20 protein-coding genes and 2 pseudogenes are annotated in these 24664 nt (G+C 53.0%); 10 read left to right on the top strand and 12 right to left on the bottom strand.

The window, feature by feature from the left end; all coding sequences use genetic code 11:
- Positions 1–69: 69 nt before the first annotated feature.
- From GQR90_RS06230 to GQR90_RS06220, 3 genes are all read left to right on the top strand, one after another.
- On the top strand, positions 70–1053 hold the full coding sequence (locus GQR90_RS06230) for a DUF1852 domain-containing protein (RefSeq protein ID WP_158773354.1): 984 nt from the start codon (positions 70–72) through the stop codon (positions 1051–1053).
- A gap of 44 nt (positions 1054–1097) precedes the next feature.
- Positions 1098–2132: a methionine synthase gene (locus GQR90_RS06225; protein WP_158773353.1), complete on the top strand. Its 1035-nt coding sequence runs from the start codon at positions 1098–1100 to the stop codon at positions 2130–2132.
- A 274-nt stretch (positions 2133–2406) separates the two neighbouring features.
- Complete coding sequence (locus GQR90_RS06220) at positions 2407–2949, top strand: flavin reductase family protein (protein WP_158773352.1); 543 nt, start codon at positions 2407–2409, stop codon at positions 2947–2949.
- Between the two features lie 94 nt (positions 2950–3043).
- Here GQR90_RS06220 and GQR90_RS17800 read toward each other — a convergent pair.
- Positions 3044–3433: pseudogene (locus tag GQR90_RS17800) on the bottom strand (IS30 family transposase); the annotation flags it as partial.
- Between the two features lie 273 nt (positions 3434–3706).
- A complete protein-coding gene (locus GQR90_RS06210) occupies positions 3707–4312 on the bottom strand; it encodes a hypothetical protein (protein WP_158773351.1) in 606 nt (201 codons plus the stop codon).
- A gap of 920 nt (positions 4313–5232) precedes the next feature.
- Here GQR90_RS06210 and GQR90_RS06205 point away from each other — a divergent pair.
- From GQR90_RS06205 to GQR90_RS06185, 5 genes are all read left to right on the top strand, one after another.
- On the top strand, positions 5233–7092 hold the full coding sequence (locus GQR90_RS06205; RefSeq protein WP_158773350.1) for a hypothetical protein: 1860 nt from the start codon (positions 5233–5235) through the stop codon (positions 7090–7092).
- Positions 7092–7817, top strand: coding sequence for an OmpA/MotB family protein (locus tag GQR90_RS06200; protein WP_158773349.1), 726 nt, complete (start codon positions 7092–7094; stop codon positions 7815–7817). Before GQR90_RS06205 ends, GQR90_RS06200 begins: the two co-directional genes overlap by 1 nt.
- Positions 7814–9007 (top strand): HNH endonuclease, encoded by a 1194-nt coding sequence (locus GQR90_RS06195; protein WP_158773348.1) that lies wholly within the window; start codon positions 7814–7816, stop codon positions 9005–9007. Before GQR90_RS06200 ends, GQR90_RS06195 begins: the two co-directional genes overlap by 4 nt.
- Before the next feature lie 229 nt (positions 9008–9236).
- Positions 9237–10391, top strand: a complete 1155-nt coding sequence (locus GQR90_RS06190; protein ID WP_158773347.1) for a M20 metallopeptidase family protein — start codon at positions 9237–9239, stop codon at positions 10389–10391.
- A gap of 33 nt (positions 10392–10424) precedes the next feature.
- Positions 10425–11930 (top strand): AbgT family transporter, encoded by a 1506-nt coding sequence (locus GQR90_RS06185; RefSeq protein WP_158773346.1) that lies wholly within the window; start codon positions 10425–10427, stop codon positions 11928–11930.
- A 1-nt stretch (position 11931) separates the two neighbouring features.
- Here the strand turns inward: GQR90_RS06185 and GQR90_RS06180 are convergent, their stop codons facing one another.
- Complete coding sequence (locus GQR90_RS06180) at positions 11932–12828, bottom strand: LysR family transcriptional regulator (protein WP_158773345.1); 897 nt, start codon at positions 12826–12828, stop codon at positions 11932–11934.
- Between the two features lie 499 nt (positions 12829–13327).
- Here GQR90_RS06180 and GQR90_RS06175 point away from each other — a divergent pair, with 499 nt between their 5' ends.
- Positions 13328–13855 (top strand): flavin reductase family protein, encoded by a 528-nt coding sequence (locus GQR90_RS06175; RefSeq protein WP_158773344.1) that lies wholly within the window; start codon positions 13328–13330, stop codon positions 13853–13855.
- 379 nt (positions 13856–14234) lie between these two features.
- Here the strand turns inward: GQR90_RS06175 and GQR90_RS06170 are convergent, their stop codons facing one another.
- The 8 genes and pseudogenes from GQR90_RS06170 to GQR90_RS06135 all read right to left on the bottom strand — a co-directional run bounded on the left by GQR90_RS06170 (position 14235) and on the right by GQR90_RS06135 (position 21982).
- Entirely contained in the window at positions 14235–15347 is a 1113-nt protein-coding gene (locus GQR90_RS06170; protein WP_158773343.1) for a hypothetical protein, read from the bottom strand.
- The gene (locus tag GQR90_RS06165; protein ID WP_158773342.1) at positions 15347–15943 is read right to left on the bottom strand and encodes a pancortin-3; all 597 of its coding nucleotides are present in this window, start codon (positions 15941–15943) and stop codon (positions 15347–15349) included. The genes GQR90_RS06170 and GQR90_RS06165 overlap by 1 nt, the downstream gene beginning before the upstream one ends.
- 25 nt (positions 15944–15968) lie before the next feature.
- Positions 15969–16865: pseudogene (locus GQR90_RS06160) on the bottom strand (IS30 family transposase); the annotation flags it as partial.
- 123 nt (positions 16866–16988) lie between these two features.
- Entirely contained in the window at positions 16989–17345 is a 357-nt protein-coding gene (locus tag GQR90_RS06155) for a nucleotide pyrophosphohydrolase (RefSeq protein WP_158773341.1), read from the bottom strand.
- Positions 17346–17456: 111 nt separating this feature from the next.
- Positions 17457–19847 carry a DNA/RNA helicase domain-containing protein gene (locus GQR90_RS06150; RefSeq protein ID WP_158773340.1) on the bottom strand — a complete coding sequence of 797 codons (2391 nt, stop codon included), beginning with the start codon at positions 19845–19847 and terminating at the stop codon, positions 17457–17459.
- 249 nt (positions 19848–20096) lie between these two features.
- A complete protein-coding gene (locus tag GQR90_RS06145) occupies positions 20097–20588 on the bottom strand; it encodes an HNH endonuclease (protein WP_158773339.1) in 492 nt (163 codons plus the stop codon).
- Between the two features lie 58 nt (positions 20589–20646).
- Positions 20647–21636 (bottom strand): IS481 family transposase, encoded by a 990-nt coding sequence (locus GQR90_RS06140; protein ID WP_158773155.1) that lies wholly within the window; start codon positions 21634–21636, stop codon positions 20647–20649.
- Positions 21617–21982, bottom strand: coding sequence for a hypothetical protein (locus tag GQR90_RS06135; RefSeq protein WP_158773338.1), 366 nt, complete (start codon positions 21980–21982; stop codon positions 21617–21619). The genes GQR90_RS06140 and GQR90_RS06135 overlap by 20 nt, the downstream gene beginning before the upstream one ends.
- An 828-nt stretch (positions 21983–22810) precedes the next feature.
- Between GQR90_RS06135 and GQR90_RS06130 the strand changes: the two genes are divergently transcribed.
- Positions 22811–23173 carry a hypothetical protein gene (locus tag GQR90_RS06130; protein ID WP_233266451.1) on the top strand — a complete coding sequence of 121 codons (363 nt, stop codon included), beginning with the start codon at positions 22811–22813 and terminating at the stop codon, positions 23171–23173.
- A gap of 479 nt (positions 23174–23652) precedes the next feature.
- Here GQR90_RS06130 and GQR90_RS06125 read toward each other — a convergent pair whose 3' ends face one another.
- Positions 23653–24642 carry an ABC transporter substrate-binding protein gene (locus tag GQR90_RS06125; RefSeq protein ID WP_158773337.1) on the bottom strand — a complete coding sequence of 330 codons (990 nt, stop codon included), beginning with the start codon at positions 24640–24642 and terminating at the stop codon, positions 23653–23655.
- Between the last annotated feature and the right edge of the window lie 22 nt (positions 24643–24664).

Here is a 24664-nt window from a genome sequence, read left to right as displayed (position 1 = left end):
GCCTGAAAGATCACGGGAAGATGTCGACGACACAGTGAATTTTCTATTTCAGGATCAAGGCGAGCGACAATGAGCAATGAATTCGGTTTCAGCATCAACAGCCTGCGTTTTGACGAGAACTACACTCCGGCGGAAAACACCCGCCTGACCACCAACTTCGCCAACCTGGCGCGTGGTGAGAGCCGTCAACAGAACCTGCGCAGCACGCTGGACATGATCGACAACCGGTTCAATGCGCTGGCCAACTGGGATAACCCCAAGGGCGATCGTTACTCCGTCGAGCTGGACATCATCTCCGTGGAGCTGAACATCGATGCCGCGCGTTCCGACAACGCCCTGCCGATCATCGAGATCCTGCAGACCACGATCGTCGATCACCAGACGAATCAGCGGTTCCAGGGCGTCACCGGCAACAACTTCTCTTCCTACGTGCGTGATTACGATTTCAGCGTGCGCCTGCTGGAGCACAACAAGGGCAAGGAAGGGTTCAGTGTCCCGGAACAGTTCGGGGTACTGCACGGCAACCTGTTCCAGGCCTTCGTGAATTCCGCGACCTACAAGGAATGCTTCAAGAAGCCGCCGATCATCTGCATCAGCGTATCGACGACCAAGACGTATCAGCAGACCGAGAACGTGCACCCGATTCTCGGTGTTGAATATCGTCAGGATGAGCATTCTCTGACAGATCAGTATTTCAGCAAGATGGGCCTCAAGGTGCGTTACTTCATGCCCAAAGGCACTGTCGCGCCACTGGCCTTCTACCACACCGGCGACCTGCTCAACGATTACAGCAATCTGGAGCTGATCAGCACCATCAGCACCATGGATACCTTCCAGAAGATCTATCGTCCCGAGGTCTACAACGCCAATTCCGCGGCCGGCAAATCCTACCGGGCGAGCCTGAAGCAGCAGGACCACTCCCTGACGCGTATCGTCTATGACCGCGAAGAACGTGGCCAGCTGGCAATCGAGCAAGGCAAGTTCGTGGAAGAGTGCTTCATCAAGCCGTATCAAGACATTCTGGAAAAGTGGTCTGCTGACTTCACTCTTTGATCAATCTTCACACTTTTCTCAATACTCAATAAAAGGTCTTTTTCATGAACAAATTACTGCCGACGTCCACCGCTGGAAGCTTGCCGAAACCCACTTGGCTCGCCGAGCCGGAAGTGCTCTGGTCTCCCTGGAAGCTCGAGGGTGAAGCGCTGATCGCGGGCAAGCAGGATGCCCTGCGCGTCTCACTGCAGGAGCAGCAACATGCCGGCATCGATATCGTCAGCGATGGCGAGCAATCGCGTCAGCACTTCGTCACGACCTTCATCGAGCACCTGAATGGCGTGGATTTCGAGCAGCGTGAAACCGTCAAGATTCGTGATCGCTATGATGCCAGCGTGCCGTCTGTGGTCGGGCCGGTCTCTCGCCAGAAGTCAGTCTTCGTCGAGGATGCCAAGTTCCTGCGCCAGCAGACTGACAAGCCCATCAAGTGGGCACTGCCGGGACCGATGACCATGGTCGACACCCTCTTCGATGGTCATTACAAGAGCCGTGAAAAGCTGGCGTGGGAATTCGCCAAGATCCTCAACGAGGAAGCCAAGGAGCTTGAAGCAGCAGGCGTCGACATCATTCAGTTCGATGAGCCGGCCTTCAACGTGTTCTTCGATGAAGTGAATGAATGGGGCATCGCCACGCTGGAACGTGCGATTGAAGGCCTGAAATGCGAGACCGCCATCCATATCTGTTACGGCTATGGCATCAAGGCCAATACCGATTGGAAAAACACCCTGGGCTCCGAATGGCGCCAGTACGAGAAAGCCTTCCCGAAGCTGCAGCAATCCAATATCGATATCATCTCGCTGGAATGCCACAACTCCCATGTGCCGATGGACCTGCTCGAACTGGTGCGTGGCAAGAAGGTGATGGTCGGCGCCATTGATGTCGCCAACAACACCATCGAGACCCCTGAAGAAGTCGCAGATACCCTGCGCAAGGCACTGCAGTTCGTAGATGCCGACAAGCTCTACCCCTGCACCAACTGCGGCATGGCACCACTGTCGCGTGAAGTCGCCCGCGGCAAGCTGCAGGCACTGAGCGCCGGTGCCGCCATCGTGCGCAAGGAACTTGAAGCACAGCGCTGACATCTTCGCCGAGACACCGAGCTGGCCAAGACACAGAACTGACAGATAGCGCCCAGTTAGTTCCAAACCGAGTTGGCCCGACGATAGTGCTCAAGAGTGGAAGCAGTAGCGGCTGACACCGCCGCAAACAAAAATGGCCATCGTGAATGATTCACGACGGCCATTTTTTCAGCATCATCCCCTTCATCACTCAACCGTTCAGCCCCGGGATATCAGCGCAGTTTCCTTCCCTACTGCTGATCTTCACCGCCTTCCCACTCCCCCAGGACCTGCCATGTCTCTCCCCGACACCAACTCAGACATCCATTCAGACACCAACGCTGACACCACCATCGAACCCGCCAGTTTCCGTGAAGCCCTCGGCCACTTCGCCTCCGGCATCACCATCATCACCACACAGATCGACGACGAGCCGATCGGCTTCACCTGTCAGTCGTTCTACAGCGTCTCGATGAATCCGCCGCTGGTCTCCTTCAGCGTCAAGGCAAACTCCTTCAGCTACCCGAAGATCCGCCAGGCAGAGCGCTTTGCCGTCAACATTCTGTCCAGTGAGCAAAGCCATGTCTCCAACCAGTTCGCCATGCGCGGCGCGGATAAATGGCAAGGCATCGACTGGCAGCTCTCTCCCCTCGGCAACCCTGTCATCAATGACAGCCTGCACTGGCTCGACTGCAAGATTCACGCTGAGCACCCTGCAGGCGATCACCTGATCGTGATCGGGGAAGTGAAAGGACTAAATCTGGATGTTAGAGGGACGGCGCGGCCATTGTTGTATTTCAAGGGAAAGTATGGGGGGTTCGCTGGGGGAGAAGAATAAAACTGGTGAATACTGGTCGGCTGAAACCCTGAATTCAAGCAATAAGCGCAGCACCTGCGGTATCCAGCCCGCCTGAGTATTCCCCCAGAAACACCTATGCCAGTGTCCGATAGCTGATCCGTTTTCGAGAACGGTCATTCAGCTTCTCGACCACCTTGCGTAGCTCTGCATTGCTGACCTAGCGGAAATCGGTTCCTTTGGGGAAGTACTGCCGCATCAGGCCTTTCGTGTTCTCGTTGGCCCCACGCTGCCCGAAGCAGTAGGGATCACAGAAGTACATCGTCGCCGTCACGGCCTTGGCCACCGCTTCGTGGCCGGCGAATTCCGAGCCATTGTCCAGTGAGATCGTCTGGACCGCTCCTCAACGCGGCTTCAATAAGCAGATCATGGCCGCTTGCGTTAGCTCGGCCGAGACCTTGGGCAGTCGTGCCGCTAGTAGATAGCCGCTGCGACGCTCGACTAGTATGACCTGACCTGATGGCTTACGCGCGGTACTGATTGCGGCGCTGGAGATGATGTAGATGCCGCAAAAGATCTCAGCAGGCGTTTTTCAACTTGGTGGCGTTGCGGCGAATCTCACGGCCAATCGTACTGCTGTGAGATCCTCCTGCCTCTACCGTGCAGTCCAAAGTGCTGCGGTTATTCTCTGAATCCAGAAGATGATGAAAGCATTGAGTCATGGCAATGCCGTACCTGATGGGTTACGTGTTGCACTTGGTCATTGAGGGCGCCCTCCCTCCTTGGAGCACTATGCTTTTTATGGTAGAACTTTGCTACTGGTCAAAGTTTTCAACAAATCTTGAATGCTTCCAGGGTGGACTGGACGTTTAGTTTTTTTATACTGCTCTCTTTTTTCCGTACTTTTCGCTGACTCCCATAAACAAGCTCCACCATACAACACAAATAATAAAGAAAATCCAAGTGTGAAAGGTGCCAAAGCGATCGCAACTATCAAAGACAAGCAGCCCTCACCGGCATTCTCCTGCTCTTTCAATTCAGCTTCTTTTTGCGCTTTTATAGCTTCGAGATATAACTGATCATCCAAGCCGAGTACATCTTTATCAAATATGGCTCCGCATCGATAACGACTCATATAACGATCTGCACGTTTACCTTTATCAATACGGATTGCCTGCCGACCGAAATGATCCAGAAGAGTTTGCTCTATATCCCATCCACCTTCTTGATAAGAGAGGAGTAAAGATTCGTCAGGATGTTTCTTCAAGTCAGCAAGTTCCTCCTCACCTTGAGGAATGAATCTTAACTCGTATAGAACTTTCTCACTTACGATAGTTTTCGTGTAAACCACATAACCTGAAGCCCTTTCAGGACGCCGCCACCATCGTGATACTTTCTTGAACATTGCCTTTCCGCATCAATTTATGAAAAATCAACTATATAATCTGTCAACAGGCTTCATAGCCTACTTAATGATGACGAAGTAACTTATTGAGCCAGCGGCCAACTAGGTTATTTGCTATCCGAGTGGTCCCCCTCAAGGCACCATCACGCCATAGCTACCCCTGTGTCCATTCAAGACACATGGGTATTACCTTCGAAACGTAACCAGTATACAATAATGTGCAAAAAAACGACATTTGCGTCTCGCAATTGAGACAAATAGATTAGCACCGTCAACTCGGATGTGCAGCATGCTACAGAATCAGGTCACGGCCAGGATCGCCACAACCACGATTCTGGAGAGCATTTGGCGATGAGCGGCATGCTGTGAATTTATAGGCATACTGAATATATATACATAAGCTCATGCTCAGTCGGAGCCCAGTCAATCTGCTCGCAATGCACTGACCCAGCAAAGGACTAGTAGCCGTAGACCTGCCCTACAAGGCACGCAGTGCAGTGCTGAATAACAGCATTCGCTACTCCATCGAACGACTGGAGCTGAACGAATACGGTATTGCCTAGAGCTGGAAAGACATCAAGCACCTGAAGCAAGGTGTTGTCTGAAAGACCTATCAGAACGGCATACTGCCCGCCAGACCGTCCAGGGACACGGTGGAATATCACGCCCCCCTAATTCAACTAGACAGAGAGGCTGACCACCTCTAGGCATGGGCCTTCTTTGCATCAGACATGAGCAATATGGACACGAACCACATAGCAGCACGCATGACGAGTCAGAGTTACGACACCGCCATGATCGCTCGCCACTGAATCACGATTACTGAACCTTTACCTAGCAATAGCCGCTGACAACAAAAGTCTGTCACGGCTGGCATATCTTATCGAGGGCCCACAGAGGCCCTGCAGGGAGCACATAACATGATTGAACTGATTTCCAGCCAGCTGGAAGGCCTGCTGTACAGCAGCAATGCCGATAGCATTACCGGTATATTTTGTTGGGCAATACTCCTCATAGGTATTGTCGCCCTGGTTTGCTACAAGAAAGACAAGGCGCGCAGCTTTACCCACTACACTCCAAACCTGCTCACTTCACTGGGCATGCTGGGTACCTTCACCGGTATCGTCATTGGCCTGTTGCACTTTGATAGCGCCGATATCGAGGGCAGTATCTCTTTGCTGCTGAACGGGCTAAAGACCGCTTTCATGACCAGCCTGTTTGGTATGGCGCTAGCCATGGTCTACAAGGTGCTCAGCGGCCTGAAGCCCATGCAGCCCAAGACGGATGTCGCAACGGGTCCGGATGAAGTCGGTCCGGAGCACATCCACCAAGTGATGCTGCAACAGAATGAGCAACTCGCTCAGCAAACTGCCAATCTGGAAAAGCTGCACTTGGCGATTGCCGGTGATGACAGCGACACCCTCACCGGCCAGATTCGCCTGCTACGTCAGAATCAGGATGACAACCACAAGGCCCTGGTGCGCGAGGTAGATCGCCAGTCTACCGCCGCTGAGGCATTGGGTACCCACGCCGAAGCCCAACGTCAGCGCTTTGACGCCTTCGCGCGTGAGCTGAGCGAGCAGATGCGCGAGTTCGCCGAGATGATGTCGAAGTCCGCCACCGAGCAAGTCATCAATGCCCTGAAGGAAGTCATCCAAGACTTCAACAAGCAGCTGACAGAGCAATTTGGCGAGAACTTCAAGGCACTGGATGCCTCGGTGAAATCGCTGGTGGAATGGCAGGAAAACTACCGCCAGCAGCTGGGCGAGATGCGTGATCAGTACGCTCAAGGCGTCACTGCCATCACCGAAACCGAGAAGAGCGTCGCCAACATCAGCACCAGTGCCAGCGCCATTCCGGAGACGATGTCAGGCCTGGAAACACTGCTGACCGCGACCCAGCGCCAGTTGGCAGACCTCGAAGCCCACCTCGCCGCCTTCGCCGACATGCACGACAAGGCCGTCGAGGCAGTACCGCAGATCAATGCGCAGGTCGAGAAGACAGTGGCCGATATTTCCCAGGCCGCTCTCAATGCCGCGACTCAGCTGGTCAGCGGGGGTGAAGAACTCAAGAAAGAACTGGTCGACGGCACCGCCAAGATCAACGCCGAGATGATCGAAGGCGCGTCTGGCCTCAACGAACGCTACAACAGCGTTCACCAGTCACTGCAAGGCACGTCGGATCACCTAGCCACCCAGTCCGAGCAGATCGCCGGTCAATTCCGTGACGCCCATGAAACCGTCAATGCTCAGGTGCGCACGATGGTTGAACACCTCCAGCAACAACATGAAGTCATGGGCAAGAATATTACCGAAGGCAATGAGCGTATTGCTGGGCAATTGTCTGAAAGCTCCGCCCGTCTGAGCGAGACGCATCGCAAGGGAATCGAGATCGCGGAACAACAAGTGACCTCCCTCAGCGACAAGCTAGGCGAACACTCCTCCCAGCTTACCCGCCAGCTTGGCGAGGCCGGAGAAACCAATCAGAAGCAACTGCGCGAGACGCTGGAAAATGGCCTGAAGCAGTATCAAGGCCAGCTGACGTCGGCTCAGGAGCAACTGCAAGGTGCACTCAAGAAAGTAACCGAAGACACTCAAAAATCACTCAATGGCCAATTCGAGACACTCAATAAAGAAACACAGGTTCAACTTCTGAAAGTCATGAATGAAATGGGAAGCGCACTGACAACCATTACTCAAGGCTTCACCAATGATTACGGTCGCTTGACCAACGAGATGCATCGCATCATTCAGCAGGCTGACAAGGAAGGAGCTTTCTGATGAGTCGTCTTGATGCCGTCTTCGGTCGTGGCAGCGCGGCCGGTAGCGAAGAGGAACACCATTGGCTCAGCGTCTCTGACTTGATGGCAGGGCTGATGATGGTGTTCTTGCTGATCGCCGTCGCCTTGATGATGCATGCCAATCAGGTACGCCAGGGCGTCACTGATGTCGCCAAGGCCTATCAGGATACTCAGGTCGCTATCCTGAGGGCCTTGCAGGATGAGTTCTCGGATGACCTCTCTGGCTGGGAAGCGGAGATAGACCCTGAAACGCTGGCTTTCACCTTCCAGTCACCGGAGGTGCTGTTTGCCACCGGCTCGGCCAGCCTTCGCCCACGCTTCGAGCAGATTCTTAGCGATTTCTATCCGCGTTATCTCAAGGTGCTCGCGCCTTTCAAGGACAGAATCCAAGAAGTGCGTATCGAGGGCCACACCTCCAGCCGCTGGAACCATCGTGTCAGCGATGACGAGGCTTACTTTCTGAACATGCAGCTCTCGCAGGACCGAACGCGTTCCGTACTGGGATATCTTTATCAGCTGCCGGAGACCCAGGCTGACAAGTCATGGGTCAAGAAGACGACCGCTGCGGTCGGTTACTCCTCGGCTCATCCGGAGCTGGATGAGAATCAGCAGGAAAATGCGGAACGCTCGCGCCGTGTAAGCTTCCGCATTCTGACCAATGCCGAAAGCCAGATTCGCGCGATTCTCGATGAGGTCGGCCAATGAAGCTGGAGATCGATCTTGGACAGCTCTGGAGTAATGTCAACAAGATGGGGCAAAACAGGGCCAAGGTAATTCTTGAGCCTGCGCCCCCCCATATAGTGGATCCTCCTCCAGATCCCCCTATAGGAGATCTAGGGGAATCCGGTCCTTATGTGCCTGTCGCCGGTGCTGGGGGGATTGATTTAGATCCCGAGACGCTTAAGCGAATCATTACGGGATCGGGGAGTGGTTTGTTATCCTTAAATGGTCAACAAATCATGATGTATATGCCAGGCCATTACAGTGAGCGCTTTGAGAAGGCCTTGCTGGATGGCAATGATGGCAATCGAATGCATATCGCCTTCTGTACTCACCTGGAAAAAATGAAACAGACTGGCAAATACGACGCCAAATATCGGGCGACTCAAGCCATTGATGGCAATTTCACCATCCATGACAACAAGAGTGGCACGAAGGGAGTAACGGATCTCAAGGTATGCAAGTACTGTCTGAACACACTCAATTATGACGGCTACGCCGTTCCCGGGCGGCGCAAGGGAACGATCTTCAAGGACTTCTCCTTTGAGGCTTTCTTCGAACGCTATGCATCGTTCTTCTCTGCCCATCCACAGCGTGGAGCCACCCGGACTTTGCAGGAAAAGGGCTATACAGAAGATTGGGCGGAGGTTTCACGCCAATATCGCACGTCACGGAAATACTGCTGTGAAGAGTGCACGGTAGATCTCAATGACTACCCGTATTTGCTCCATTCTCATCACGTGAATGCCAACAAGCAGGATAATCGTGACGAAAATCTGCGTGCGCTTTGCATCGATTGTCATAGCAAACAGCCCTATCACGACCATATGGTCGTGAGTATTGAAGACCGACACTTGATTGCACAGCTTCGCCAACGCCAGGACATGCCTGCGCCTGCGGATTGGCGTCATGTGTTCGACCTTGCGGACCCGGGGATGAATGGAGTGATGCACTTTCTGCAGCACAATCAAGTCCCGATACCGGCGGTGGGATTGGACATTCAGGATGATAACGAAGCTGTCGTCGCTACCCTGGAGCTGGCATGGCCCGTAGCTAAACTCGCGATTGCCATTACAGACGAGGATGCGGTAGCTGCCCGCCAGCAAGGCTGGAACACTCTATCGGTCGAGCAGGTCTTAGCGCATCCGGATTATTTTGTGAAGAACTTAGGCTAGATATTCAGCATTTATCGCATGTGGCGCGCTGATGCTCCACGTGCGATATCCATTGATATTTTTGCCTAACTCGACTCTCCAAAACCTGGAGATCTATTGGAAATTCGTAAGCACTCACCAACCTCCGTTGCACTCAAGTCAACAAACACGCCCCTCCTTGGTCTCCCTCCGTGCCCCCACCTTGTTCTAGCGTAGGCAAGCAGCTCCCAAACCAGAACAAGGACAAACGATGTTTACCGACAGCCAATTAGCGACGGCCAAGTCGCTCCGGCATCACTTCCATCAGCATCCAGAGCTGAAGTACGAGGAGACCCAGACAGCCAAGGTGGTCGCAGAGAGACTGCGCGAGCTGGGCTACCAGGTCACCGAAGGGATCGCAGAGACGGGGGTTCTGGCAGAGCTGGATACTGGTCGTCCGGGTCCCGTCATCGCCTTTCGCGCCGACATGGATGCGCTGCCGATTGATGAGGCCAATACCTTTTCCCATTGCTCCACCAAGCGCGGACTGATGCATGCCTGCGGGCATGATGGCCATACCGCCACACTCCTTTTGGCGGCTGAAGCCATCATGGAGCAGCGCGGCACCTTGTCCGGGCATTTGAAGCTGATCTTCCAGCCGGCGGAGGAAGGCGGCAACGGCGCGGCGCGGATGATCGAGGAAGGTGTACTGGACAACCCGAAGGTCTCCGCGATATTCGGCTACCACAATCGCCCGAACTTCCCGGCCGGCCAGGTATTCGTCAAACCCGGCCCGGCCATGGGGGGTAACGACACCTTCCGGGTCACTGTCGAAGGGAAAACAGGGCATGCCGCCATGCCACATTTGGCAGTGGATGCGATCTATGTGGGCACGTCCATCATCCAGCAGCTTCAGGGGCTGGTCGCACGCCACAAATCGCCTTTAGAAGCGGGCGTGATCACGATCGCCGCCTTCCATGCCGGTGATGCGGCCAACATCATCCCGGGCGAAGCCGAGATCCTGATCAATATCCGCAGTGACCGCACTTCTTCGCGTGATGCACTGGCCGGCAAACTTGAGCAAGTCATTTCAGGCGTGTGCAGTGCGCATGGTGCCAGCTACCGAATGGTGCATGAGCTCGAGATCCCCCCTCTCCTCAATGACGCCGAATGGTCTGACAAGGTACTCGAGATCGCTCGACGCCATCAGGTCAGTGATGACATCCAGAAGCTGGACTACATGCCCACCATGGGCGCTGAGGACTTCGCCTTCTATCTCAAGGAAATTCCGGGGTGCTTCTTCTTTGTTGGCAATGGCGACAGTGCCTATCTGCACAATGAGCATTATGACTTCAACGATGACATCCTCCCGATTGCGGGCGGCGTATTCCTGTCACTTGCCAAGGATCTATTGGCGCGCGATTGAGTCAGTGTGATCAACATAAAAAGGACAACAACAATGCAAGCCGTTCTCGCTTCCATCGAACGTGCAGGGAACAAGCTCCCTCATCCCTTCATTCTCTTCACGATCCTGGCAGGGCTGATCATTGTCATCTCTGCAGTGCTGGATCTGCTCGGCGTCTCTGCCGTCAATCCGCAAAGCGATACCGTAGTACATGTGCGTAGCCTGGTGTCGGCGGAAGGACTTGAGTTCATGTTGACCAGCGTGGTCAGCAACTTCATCAACTTCCCACCCCTGGGCCTCATCCTGGTCGTCATGTTCGGGATTGGCCTGGCCGACAAGGTGGGGTTGTTATCGACCCTCATGCAGGTCAGCGTCGCGAAAGCGCCTCCGGTCCTGCTGACGTTCTGCGTCTTCATGGCGGGTATCTGCGGTAGTATCGCCTCGGATGCCAACTATCTGATTCTGATTCCTCTGGCTGCGATGGTGTACCACTCCGTAGGCCGCCACCCCATCGCCGGGGCAGCGGCGGCTTATGCCGCCGCAGGCGCTGGCTACGATGCCAGTCTGTTCGTGACCGTGGGGGACGCACTGTTCTCCGGTATCACGACGGATGCGGCCAGGCTTGTGGACCCCAATGCCTATGTCTCACCGGTCGACAACTACTACTTCGTCGCCTGTTCGGTATTCGTGCTGGCCATCGCCGGGACTCTCATCATCGACAAGGTGGTGGAGCCGCGTCTGCAGCGCGTCCTGCCCATGGGCAAGGACTTCACGGCACAGGGCGAAAAGCCTGAACTGAAGGCAGAAGAATGGCTCGGTATCAAGCGTGTTGGTCTGGCCACTCTTGCCTATATCGCGCTTGTACTGATCGCGGTACTGCCTGAGGCTTCCCCGCTGCGCAATGCAGATGGCGGCTTGATCCCCTCTCCGTTCCTCAAGTCCCTCGTGCCGCTGATGTTCCTGTACTTCGTACTGATTGGCCTGGTTTATGGCACGACTGTCGGCCAGATCACCAGCAGTCGCGATGTGCCAAAAAAGATGGCGGAATCTGCCAGCGAGCTGGCCCCGACACTAGTGCTGTTCTTTGCGATCTCGCAGTTCATCGCCTACTTCAAATGGTCTGAGCTCGGGCAGTTCATCGCCATTGAAGGCTCCGATATCCTGCAAAGTACCGGATTCACGGGTCTCCCACTGGTCGGTGCCTTCATCGTGATGACGGCAGTGCTCAACATCTTCATGACGAGCGGCTCCGCGCAATGGGCGCTGATGGCACCGGTCTTCGTGCCCATGCTGATGATGATCGATTTCGACCCTGCCTTCGTGCAGGCGATGTTCCGTATCGGGGATTCCAGTACCAACATCATCTCGCCGATGAGCCCCTACTTCTCGGTGGCGTTGGTCTACATGCAGCGCTATCAACCGGAAATGGGACTCGGCACCCTCGTGGCCACCATGCTGCCGCTGGCGCTTGGCTTCCTGATCGCCTGGTCGGCCTTCCTGATGCTATGGCTCTCTCTGGGCTGGGCCATCGGGCCGGGGGTCTACATGATGGCGAGTTAAGTCAGTGCATCCCCATCATCACCTTCCATAAATAGTCGGCAGCCGGCGTTAGCCGTCTGCCGACTCTGCGTACCAGATTGCCTTGGGTCGCCTCTGCCAGGGGATGCTCGATCGGAATGGCAGACAGAAGCCCCGCCGAGACTTCCTCATGTGCGGCGGCGGCCGTCATGAAGGCGACACCGATACCCGCACAGGCCATCCGGCGCGAAATGGAGTGCAGATTGCAGCGATAGGAAGGTGTCGCGACCTGGCCCGCCGTTCGGAAGATGTCATTGACCAGACGCTGCGACCCCGAAACCTCCGGCAGGAAGATCAACTTGTGACGCGCCAACTCCGCTACGGAGATACTCTCATGGCGAGCCAGAGGGTGACTCCTCGCCACAAGGGCACATAAAGGCCCGCGGGCAAAGGAATGCACGACCAGACGTGGGTCTACCACCGGGCCGTAAGTCACCGCGATATCCACCTCATCATGCAAGACCATGTCATGGGGCTCGCGCGGCACATAGATGCCAGTACGCATATCGATCATTACATCCGGATAACGCTCTGCGACGGTGCTCAGCACCGACTTGATGAAGCTGTCCACGAAACCATCACCAACAGAGACAGTGACCTGCCCCGTCTGCAGATTCTTCCAGCGTGACAGCGTATCGCGAAGCTCGGAATTGAGTTGCCGTTGTGCCAGATAACTCTCCAGCACCAGCCTCCCCGCCTCTGTTGGCAACACATGGCGACCATTTCTCTCTAGCAACGCCACGCCCAGCTCATTCTCCAAGCTTCGGATCTGACGCGTCACCACAGAAGGATTTACCTCCAGATGTTCCGCTGCCGCCCGTACCCCACCACAACTGCTAACTTCCTGCAGATAAAGCGCACGCTTGTCCAGACACTCCATTTGCCACTACGCCTCTGGTGTTTCACCGTCATGGGTTGATGACTAGCCAGGAACCACGAACCTTCTGGGATTGCAGACTATCCTCGGAAGATATTACCAATCTGACAGCCTTATCGTGTCGAAGCGAACGGGGGATTGGGTTCTTTTCCGCTCATTTCACATCTTCGTGCATGGTGCTGCGCAATTACCTGCTTCCTCTAAGGCCACAGTCGTCAATCAGGCGAGAAAGTGGACGCCGGCAAGCCCCCTCACCAATTGCTGTATGTCGAAGCTGGTCAGTAGAGATAACAGTCCATGAGAAATACAACTTGTGATAGCCCTAGAGGTAGCAGCGGCTAACGCTAACGCAAACAAAAATGGCCATCGTGAAGAATTCACGACGGCCATTTCTTCATCACTCGCACTCTTGTCAGCCAAGCCCCCAGTCCCGCGCCATCGCTGCAGCCCCCTTCCCTACTGCTGATCTTCACCGCCTCCCGACACTCCCCCAGGACCTGTCATGTTTCTTCCCGACACCAACTCAGACATCCACTCAGACACCACCATCGAACCCGCCAGGTTCCGTGGAGCCCTCGGCCACTTCGCCTCCGGCATCACCATCATCACCACCCAGGTCGACGACGAGCCGATCGGCTTCACCTGCCAGTCGTTCTACAGCGTCTCGATGAATCCGCCGCTGGTCGCCTTCAGCGTCAAGGCAAGCTCCTTCAGCTACCCGAAGATTCGCCAGGCAGAGCGATTTGCCGTCAATATTCTCTCCAGTGAGCAAAGCCATGTCTCCAACCAGTTCGCCATGCGCGGCGCGGATAAATGGCAAGGCATCGACTGGCAGCTCTCCCCGCTTGGCAACCCGGTGATCAATGACAGCTTGCACTGGCTCGACTGCAAGATTCACGCCGAGCATCCTGCAGGCGATTACCTGATCGTGATCAGGGAAGTGAAGGGACTGAATCTGGATGTTTCAGCGACCTCACGGCCGTTGCTGTATTTCAAGGGGAAGTATGGGGGCTTGGCTGGGGGAGAGTGACATTCCATGAAGCTCAGCGTGTAATCTGATTCGAGTTCATACATAAGCTTATTTAAGGAATCGCTGAAGAATTATTACAGGACTCATGATGTTATTAAACACTGATATTCTGCTTTAACTGTAGGATGCCGGATGTTTGGAGTTCACGAAAGATTAGCTTCATTGTGGAGTCCTATCATCCGGCACCTTACAGCTAAGCGTTTCTCCGGGTCCCTATCTGCCAGCGTAGTTGTCACCTAAACGGATTGAGAAGTGATCAGAACACTACCCTCGCCAAGATCTATCAGATATTTGATTCTTTGAGGGTGTCAGTTTCCGATTTGATTTCTGATTAAGTGTGATGTCCCCCTCTTTGCGAGAAGGGAATTTAATTCGTCTGCTAAAAAAACACCACTTGGCGATTTCGTAATACCTCACCGTCATATTTATCTTTCAGAGGGTTAATGGCTTTTTGAACAGCTTCAGCAAGATCATTGACTTCGTTGTAGAGTATCCTTAATGCCTCTACTTTTTCTTCTGCATTGAATATCTTTCTTGATTCATCAGGGACTATTAGCGCGTTTCTTTCGTCATCAAGATATGAAATGATTCGCAAGTATGAACGCAAGTTATCGAGGAGTGTTAGCGGTAGGTACTGGCTGCAAGACAATCTTTCGTTCATAGAATAGGCAATCGCAGCAATGTCATAACTAGTCAGTTTTTTTGCTTTTGGTTTCTTGTAATTTGGCATGTCGGCAATTATGTTCTTCATTAACCGAGTTACTTTTTTAAGGTTGCCGTCGTACTGAGTGTCTCTGTAATTTACCTTCTTGATGTGCAGAAAAGGCATGTTCTCAATTAAAGCATGATTGGCTTTGTCGTAAATTTTTACTGCTCTGAAGTGCTCAAGCTTTGATCTTTGGTAGTCATGCGTATCGTGCCAACTACTTGGAACGATATCCACTTTTCGTCTAAGGCTACCCCCACTAAGGGCAATCGACTTGGCTCCACTAGTGTTTATTTCAGCGGCATGATAGCGAGACTTGAGTTTCGTTTCCGCCTGAAGCCTCAGCTCTCTTACAATATCAACCATTGGCCGAGTATCGCTTGAATCTGAGTAGTAGGTATCGGGCAAAGCTGGCCCTTGGATAGTAATTACGTCCGATTTCAGTATCAACATATCTACATCAGAATGGCCTTCGATATGAATATCCAATGCAACAGAGCCTTGCATTTTAGCTTCGGCATTGATCCCCGATGTTTTAAGCATATCAATCAATGTTGATGCTACTCGCTCACCCTCATCTTTCGAAACTTTTGTAGACTCTTGGCTGACTGCCGCCATGGAACCAATCACATATTTTATTGCAGTATTTTCATGTAGCTTTTCATGCGCTTCTGTCGGCCTTAGATCGCCGTAGTACGAATACATACCTTTTTCTAGGCGATCTCTTTCGGCTGTCCCTTGGCGACGGTTTTTTAGGTTTGCTAGTCTGTTTTCAAAGTTGATCATTATTGTTCTTTCCTTAAAGTCATTCTCCCGAAAGTCCTTCTCCCGTTACTATTGAAGTAAGCGGCTTCACCTTGGTTTAAATCTTTGTTAAAAACTAATTCGCAATAGCCTTTGTGAGAATTCAATTCATGAAATTGATCGTTATCAGGGTTGTTCGTATAGCTATAGTGAAGAATCCAACCCCCTTTTGTTCCTGGCTTTTTTCCTAGAGTAGCAGTATAGCTTTCGCTTGAACTCTTTGCCGTCTTTAAGGTTATAGAGATTTTCTCCCAAGTTTGTTCGATATCTATTTCGGATTCCCAGTTGTACTTTGTGGAGCCGTCTTCATTTAGCGTTTCACCTTTCGCTAACCATATTCCACTGATATCAGGGATGCTGAATAATGTAATTTTCCAGCCAAACCGATCAAAACAGTAGTGAAGGACAAAGTAGATTATGGCTGGCGTTATTATGGCAGTTGCGAATGCTTCTATGTTTGTCGCTTCGTATAACCAAACCAATAACGAAGAAACAGCACCTGTTAATATTACAGATGCAACACCGAGCCATCTTCCAATAGCGGCTCTGCTGTGCCCAAATATTGCGTAGTCGTGCATTTGTTCGCTCCTATGAATCCTGAATTTAAGCAATAAGCGCAGCACCTGCGGTATCCAAGCCTCCTGAGTATTCCCCTAGAAACACCTGCGCCGGTGTCCGATAGCCGAGTCGCTTTCGAGGACGGTCGTTCAGCTTTTCGACCACCTTGCGTAGCTCTGCATTGCTGACCTAGCGGAAATCCGTTCCTTTGGGGAAGTACTGCCGTATCAGGCCATTCGTATTTTCGTTGGTCCCACGCTGTCCAGAGCAGTAGGGATCGCAGAAGTACATCGCCGCCGTCACAGCCTTGGCCACTGCTTCGTGGCCAGCGAATTCCGAGCCATTGTCCAGTGTGATCGTCTGGACCGCTCCCCGACGCGGCTTCAACAAGCGGATTATGGCTGCTTGCGTCAACTCGGCCGAGATCCTGGGCAGTCGTGCTGACAGTAAATAGCCACTTCGACGCTCGACCAGCGTGACCAGGCCTGATTGCTTGTGGCCTTGTATCACGGTGTCGCCCACCCAGTGGCCGATGAAGCGCCGGTCATCAATCTCATCTGGGCGGTGCTCGATACCGACTCGGTTGGAGATCTTGCCCAACCCGGCGCTCTTGGCATGCGCACGGTACTTATTGCGGCGTTTGGACTGACGAAGATGCTGCCAAAGGTCACCACCCCGTGCCTTGTCGTCCCAGATTAAGGAGTAGATCCATTGATGACTGACACTAACGCCGGCCAAGGGCGCCATGAAGCCATTGATTTGCTGTGGGCTCCATTCCTCACGTAGCCGACCGGCAACGGCGGCCATCATGCCTGGAAGGCGCTTTGTCCACTTGGTAGCAGTGCGGCGCCGATGATCACTGAGTGTCTGGGCTTGCTCGGGATCATAGCCATCAGCGGTGGCGTTACGGCGAATTTCACGGCTGATCGTGCTGTTTTCTATGAATCTAGGAACCGAAAGCTAATTCTTCGGCCCTGCTTGAGCCCGAGTTCAACGGGAGGTAGCTTGAGGGACGAAGCCAGGCAGAGAAGGCCGCTGCAGGGGACTAAGCGGCCACACATCACGTCAATCCTGATAGTGCGTGTATTTTTGCGCACTTCCCTTCACTTGCACGGCGGGATATTTCTCCGCATTCTTCTCCATCTTCATCCGGCAAGCTGCTTCGATATCCACGTTTAGCTTGCCCGCCAGTCGGACCAGATAGAGCTGAACGTCAGCGATTTCATCACGGACGGCGGCCAGTTGGTTTTCAGCGAGCTCTTGGGACTGTGCCTCGGTCAGCCACTGGAAACATTCCTGCAACTCAGCTGCCTCCACCGTAAGTGCCATGGCCAGGTTTTTGGGGGAATGGAACTGGTCCCAGTCACGTTCGGCGGAGAACTCTTCCATCGCATCGTGGAGGTACTTGAACGGGTCTGACATATCGAACTCACCTGATATTTGGGTATTGGATAGCGAGTAGCATGACGATTCTGCCACCCGCTATCCAGCTAGCATCGCTATAGATAGACAGCCAACCGGTCGCCCACCCGCTTACAGCACTGAGAGGAATTCGCCGATGACCTTCAAATCTTCAAGCTCGTCCTCGAGCACTATGTCCTTGTAACCGAAGGCGTTGGTCTGGGGCTTGAGCACGATGCGCTGGTTCACGTACTCGCCGTACTCCTCGACCTTCTCGCTCTGATACAGCTTGATAGTGAAGCTGCCGCCGTGGTCCGGGTCCTCGATGGCGCGATGCTGTACCACGACGACCTTACCTTGCCGTGTGCCCCCAGGATTGGCACGGAACAGGCACCAAGCACCGTTGGGGATGCGCCGATTCATCGACTCCCCCACTACTCGGCTGACGAACAGATCGGGACTTACACGGATATGATCCGGTAGCTCGACCCAGTGCTCGGCTTCTGCGATCTGAATCTCACTGAACTCGCCAGCGGCGATGTTCAAATCGTAAACGGGCACATGGCGCTCGAACGGCGCGGCCTCATCACGCGTCACGATAGGAAGGTGCATGCCATCCAGCGTCTCGGCCTCTTCAGCCAGCTCGGCATGCTCCAATGAGGCCTGTGAACGAGCAAAGGCTGAGAAGTATTCGCGAGTCTCCGAGTCCGTGGCATAGACGTAACAGCCCTTCTGGCCACGCGTCATCAGCGTACGGTAGGTGTTCTTGACGATCTGATCCGCCACGGCACGAGCCTGATCTGGCTGTTCCTTGAGCATCTTCTTGTACCCATGCACCGAGCGGTCTTGCCCTGCCCGCTTGGCCGCATCTGTCACGACTCGACCATTTCGAATCACGAAGTCGTCTCCGATGATCACGCCGACGTAGTCAAACTCGAGCCCTTGGCAGGTATGGATGCAACCAACCTGCTCTGCTGATCCATCGGCGATCGCCCACAGCATCCCATCGTCATCGAGGTTCCACTGAGCGGCGAAGCCATACTCGGGAAAGACGATGTCCATGGCGTGCTTGTCCTTCTTGCTCGCCCAGGGCCAGCAATAACCCGCTACCATCCGTGCCTTGTTGGCCTTGCGGTTCTTTTCAAGAATCACCTTGCGCAGTTCGCACGGATCATCGAATACCTTGAACTCGTAATCGATACCGTCGAGATCGGTATTGGCCGTCGTCCGTATCTGCAGGGAATGATCCAACCAGGCGAGGTAGCCATCGGAACCGTTGCAACGGAACTGCGAGGATAGCTCGAGCTCATACACCTCGGCGCCGCATTCGTCCGCCCGACGCGTGACCTCCTCAACCGTCCCGACATCTTTCAGCGTGACCCGCTGCGCTTCATCGATGAAAAAGATGGAAAATCGCGATGCCGAGATGATTTCCTTGATCTGGCTCTCGCCAAGATTCTGATACATCCCGGATTTTTCATTCAGGCGATGTGCTTCATCCACGATCAGCGCATGAAAGGTATCAGGCTCCGCACTGACATAACTGCCTGAGCCCTTGAACAGGTTATCGATGTGGGTCTTCTTGCGCGTACCGGTCAGACGCTTTTTGAAGACCTCACGAGGGGCAGAGTTGCGAGACACGTACTGCGTCATCATCTCTCGATTCGTCAGCTCGACGAGCAGGTTGATGGCGACAACTGACTTGCCCGTCCCCGGGCCACCCTTGACGATCAGGCACTGTTTCTGACCTTTGCTAGCCTTGTGAGCGAGATCCACGGCGGTTTCATAGACAAGCTTCTGCTCATCGATCATCAAGAACTCAGCATTGCCCTGCATCATCGAGCTGAGCGCATCCGCCAGATTCTTGCTTGGCTTGATCACACCGTGCTCGATGCGATACATGATGTCGCTACTGTCGCCGTACTTGATGTGCTGACTCAGAAACCTGGAGAGCTTCAAGGCATCCGGTGAGATGAAGACAGGAGCGCGGCTAGTATGGTTCGCATAGAAAGGGTCATTGATGGCATTGCCTTGCTTCATGTTGTGCAGATAGGCACAAGGCACCAGCCGGATCGAATCTTTGCGGACGGTCTCGTTATAGTCCTCGATCAGCGCACCATAGGACCAGGCTTGATAGGAGGGATGGTTGGTCTCCCGCACACCGCCCCCTAGCTGAGTGCGAACGATGGCATCTTTCATCGTCACCTCAGCGGTCTGCCACTGCTTCAATTCAATGATGACAGCAGAATCTTCACGCTGATCATTCTTGCCGGTCAGAATGAAGTCCACTCGGCGATTGGTCAGCGGAATGTTGTATTCGATGGCCACACCTGCCGAAGCGGGTATCCCCTCGTCGAGGAGAACGCTCATCATGAAGCGCAAGGAGTTCTCCCAGGAGGCCACCTCATTGCGTGGCGAATTGCGGCTTAGTTTGCGTGACACCTCATTCTCGATGGCGTCAGCAATAACATTGGCCCGAACATCGTCGATGAACTGTTGCTTGGTGGCGTTATAAACCAACATACCCTTTAAAATCCTTTTGGTGGAGTACGTGACTTCACTGATGCAATCACACGGCTACCGCACGACGCTTACCACTGGGGCGAGTTCCGTCTGATGGTCTTATATAATGGAATCCTGCCTGATGAGAATTACATTTCTGAACATGAAAAACTTCAAAAAAAGCTTTTTACCACCACAACATAAAAGCGAGCATGAACATTAATCGTTTATTTACTCATAAAGGTAAACCAGTGGATATGCCTCCTTAACCTATAAAATCCTCAGCACATTATCTCTATGGTATGCAAGATAAGCTTTCTGCATATCACTGAAGCTACCAGTAGACAGACCATTAAATATCCCAAAAACTTGGGCGGCTTCTTGGCCAAGACTTGCTGACAAGATAACATCGCCTTCATCAGAGAAGGAGATATAACCTTGATCGAAGAGATGATCGATGTGTGGCGTCAGCATCAAACCATTGTGTCCATCCAATCTCTCAAGGTTTGAGGCCACACGCCAAGGCTTGATATGGCTAGCTCTAAGGTGCTGCATGTCAGCGAGACCGGTGATACGACACCGTGGTTCAATGTTTGCCACAGCCTGCCGGAAACGACCTTGCCCACGGCGTGCCATTACAAGCTGATACTTTTCAGTCTCGGTCAGATTGAGGTCATTACGTATTTGGGCTTCGATACTCTCGTCAAAAACTATATAACCAATAGGCGTCGCACGATATAAACCTCCATCATCACGAACCAATTTTCTTTTTTCCACTACCTTATCAAACCCAACCGGTATAGTTTTACCGTCTTTATACTTAGTTGTCGGGTCCCGTCTGATTAACTACGAGCTTAGTGAATAACTCCGGCCGTTCGGCTTGCCATTCCTTCATCGCTGCGATTGGCGCCTTGTGATGTAGTGCCTTCTGAGGAATGTGGTAGTTATATAGCCAGCAATAACGCTCAAGCGTCTGTTCCAAGTCCTCACTTGAGTCATAGCGCCGAGTCGCCAATACATCACTGATACGGCCATTGAAGCGCTCCACCATCCCGTTCGTCTGCGGTCTTCCCGGTTTGATCAATCGATGTTCGATACCATGGCTTTGGCACTCCTGATCGAATAGATGGCGCCCGCTGGGCCTACGTTCACCTCCCACGGTGAAACGATCGGTAAATGATTTGCCGTTGTCAGTGAGCACGGTGTGAATCGTGAAGGGAGCCTTCTCCTTCACCCGCTTCATGAACGCCTGGGCGTCCTTCGCAGATTGGCTTGATCTGACCTCCAGATATACCCAGCGAGTGGCGCGATCAATCGCGACGTAGAGATAGCGCTTCTGATCTTCGTCAGGCATTTGGGGAAGGTGCTTGATATCGATGTGCACATATCCGGGCTCATAATCCTTGAAAGGCCGGTGTTTGGGCTTCTCGTCCCCTTCCGCATCTCGCCGCGCCAGCTTGGCGAGAGTCGGCACATCACGTCGTTTGAGCATGCGCTGAAGCGCGGAACGTGACAGCTTGGGGTTCAGGAATTCACGCGCGACGACAAGTAGATCATCAAGCCCCAGGCGTATCAGTTCGCGGGTGGCGATGACCACCTCCTCCTGTTCAGAGGTCAGAGTCGCCAGCAGGTTATGGCGTGTGTGTGAGCGATCCTGGATATGATCACGGTAACGCCAGCGCTGGATGGTTGAGATGCTGACCCCAAACTGACGAGCGAGATCTTTGTTCGTCATGCTGGCAGGAGCTGCTTGGATGTCGGCACGAATTTTCGGTGTCGTCGTCGCTTGCTTATGCAGCTTGATGTCCATGAAGCCTTTCCTGAATAAATTGCTTGATGAGCTCACAAGAGGCTAACAAAGGATAGCTTCGTTGTGAAATTTGATCATCCGGCACCCTACACTTAGTTCTTACTTTAAACACAAAAAGGTCATAACCTTGACTTACGATCTTGTCAATATGTTTAACTGAGTGCGCATAGCCATTACGACTCCAGTCAGAACTTAAGATAACGTCATTATCTTCATTGCCTCCGACATCCAAGCTAAACAGTACCTTTTTGTCTGTTTCATTACAAAAGGAATACTTACCTTGAATAGATTTAAAAGGCACATCCATAAACCTATTCACAAATTCAGTTTTTGTTTCTTGATTCATACATATCACCAAGGTAGCGATCTTGACTTAATAAAAATAATTGCTATCTTTTAACAGCTGCTGCATATACGACAACTATAATATTTATAGATCTGGCACGGCATATAAAAGGGCAGCCTAAGATACTTGTTAATATCTAACTTCACATACTAATCCACGGACGGGCTGAGAATGTATTACTACTCATGTATTTTTGTAATAAATGACCAATGAAGGGTATGTGACTTTTCATTACACTATAAAAACGATATGCATTGCTACCGCACGGCGCTGCATAAGGGCAAGCTCCGTCCAGGAATCGTACGAACCAACGTCCTGCTGAGTCAGTCAACAACCGCAAACCCGAATATGTGAAATTTCATGAAATCTCATAGTAGCTGACTTGACTCTCACTTGGGTATAGATCGTCAGTCTTAAACGACATCCTGCGTCGCACAGACGGTACACTATCATTGCATCCAGTCATTGATCGCCGCAGACACCCTGCCGACTAAAAACTGTAAATTTCTGGGCAATACCGCATGACTTATTCTTTATTGTCATATTTCACTGATACACAACATCCCATAACGCTGGATACCAGGTACGATATCGCCCACAACCTCGATAACGCACTTTCCCCACTCCCCTGGGAAATTTCCGCCTACGCACGGAAAATTCCGGTTTTCACAGCCTCCTCTATCGATAACTCATTGTTTTATATGAAAAGTGGTGATAATCGAGGCTCGTGATCACGTCAAGATTGGTTGTACATCATCTCTTCATGTTGCACTGCAACAAAAACAGGCGTATGACTGAGTACGTGATTCACTATTGATGGAGAGACTGATGAGCAAGCAATCTGAAATTATGACAATCGAGTCAATGGTCCCGACGACACCTGCAGCGATGTTTGATGTTTGGAAGTTGGGGACGACATCGGTGGAGTTGTGGTCGACAACGCTGTCGACCATCTTTTCTCGCACGCAGTTGTGGGGGACTCAGTCACCACTGGACCCGAAGATGATCGTCGAGAACCAGAAGATGGTGTCGGAGAAGATCGCCGCGAGCTGGGAAATGTGGTTCGTGATGCAGAAGGCATGGTCCAGTGCGATGACGGGCGGCAAGGTGGCGCCGTGGTGGACGACAGGTACGCAGTTCATCAAACCGCTCCATAAACGTACGACAGCCAACTCGCGTCGCCTGTCCTGAAGTCAGGGCAATACCCGCTCATCAGCATCAGCCATGGCCTGCCCTGCACTCTGGTCCTCCAGGCGCAACTATTAGTCACGCTTCGCCAGACAACCCTCTCCCTACCTATAGGCAGGCCTATCAGATACGTTCAGCGACATGTTGATCATGCTCGGCGTATCTGTCAGGCAGATATCCAGTGGTGCCGCGTACCTCTCATTACCGGCGATCCAAAGGCGGCTGACCAGTTTCAGGACAAGGGTGATATCGCGGCACAGTGCTCGACCACGCCCTTGTTCTGTGTGTCCCTGCAAAGTTTGCATGGCGTGAGTTAGAGATCTTTGCTCCGCTTGGCACCCGATATATCCAAGGCATGAAAAAGCCCGCTACGAGAGCGGGCTTTGGCGAGGGTCATATTTCCAGAGTCTTGCGGCAATTCCCTGGATCAGAGGACAGAGCAGATCCTGATCAACGCCATTACCGTAACGCTGTCATCTCTATCAGGCATCCGGTAGACCCAGCGCTTCCTGCACCGCAGGCCAGGCAGGTTCGCCGTCACGCGTGGTCACGCCGTCAAGCCAGCCCTTGACCTTGGCCGGATTGGCCTTCATCCAGGTACCCGCCACCTCTTCCTGAGGACGCTCTTCCTTGCCGTAGCCGAAGATGAGCGCGCTCTGCTCTTCGGAGGTGAAGGCTATCTGGTCAAGGAATACGGAGGCATTGGGGTGTGCCTCTGACCACTTCTTGTTGGCCAGCGTTCTTACATCACTCTCGCCGCCGCCCGGACCCCACAGGTCTTTCGGGTCATCCAGGAAGACCATGTCATATTCGATGCCCATCCAGTGCGGCGTCCACCCGACGAACATGACCCATTCTTCGCGCTTGATGGCATTGGCAACAGTGCCCAACATGCCTGCCGTGGAGGATTCCTTGAGATCCCAATCGCCCAGACCATAGATGTCCTCGTCTACCGCACGATTGGCTATCTCGCTGGAACCGGAGCCGATCTCGATGGAATAGATGGTCTTCTCGAACTTGTCGGCAAACTCTGGCTTGTCGACATCGTTCAGTGACGTGACGCCGGCTTCTGCCACATAGCGCGGCACGGCGAAGTTGGCCCGCGCGCCATTCACGTTGTTACCGAAATCGACCATGGCATCCTTCTCCATGGCGGCGTTGTACATGGTGCTCTGTCCCGGTAGCCAGGCTGCGAGATAGACGTCGACTTCACCTAATGACATACCTTCGTAAGTAATCTGTGCGCCTAGCTGACGTGTACTCGGGGAGTAGCCCAATGCCTCGAATATCTCAGAGGCAATCTCTGTTTTCATGGTCACGCCAGGCCAGGGCGGAGCCGCGAACATTATGCTGGCATCCTCCGCCGCACTAACAGGGGAGGCGAGTGAAGCCAATAACAATCCACTGCTCGTCAGCAGCAGGTGAAGCGGAAGTGCGCCAATACGGCGAGATTTCTGTAATGGGGTCGACATGGTAAATATTCCCTATTTATTA

The sequence above is a fragment of the Cobetia sp. L2A1 genome (assembly GCF_009796845.1).
Taxonomy (GTDB): domain Bacteria; phylum Pseudomonadota; class Gammaproteobacteria; order Pseudomonadales; family Halomonadaceae; genus Cobetia.
Note: the sequence above shows the minus strand (reverse complement) of the source record. Positions and strands in the feature narration are given on the sequence as shown.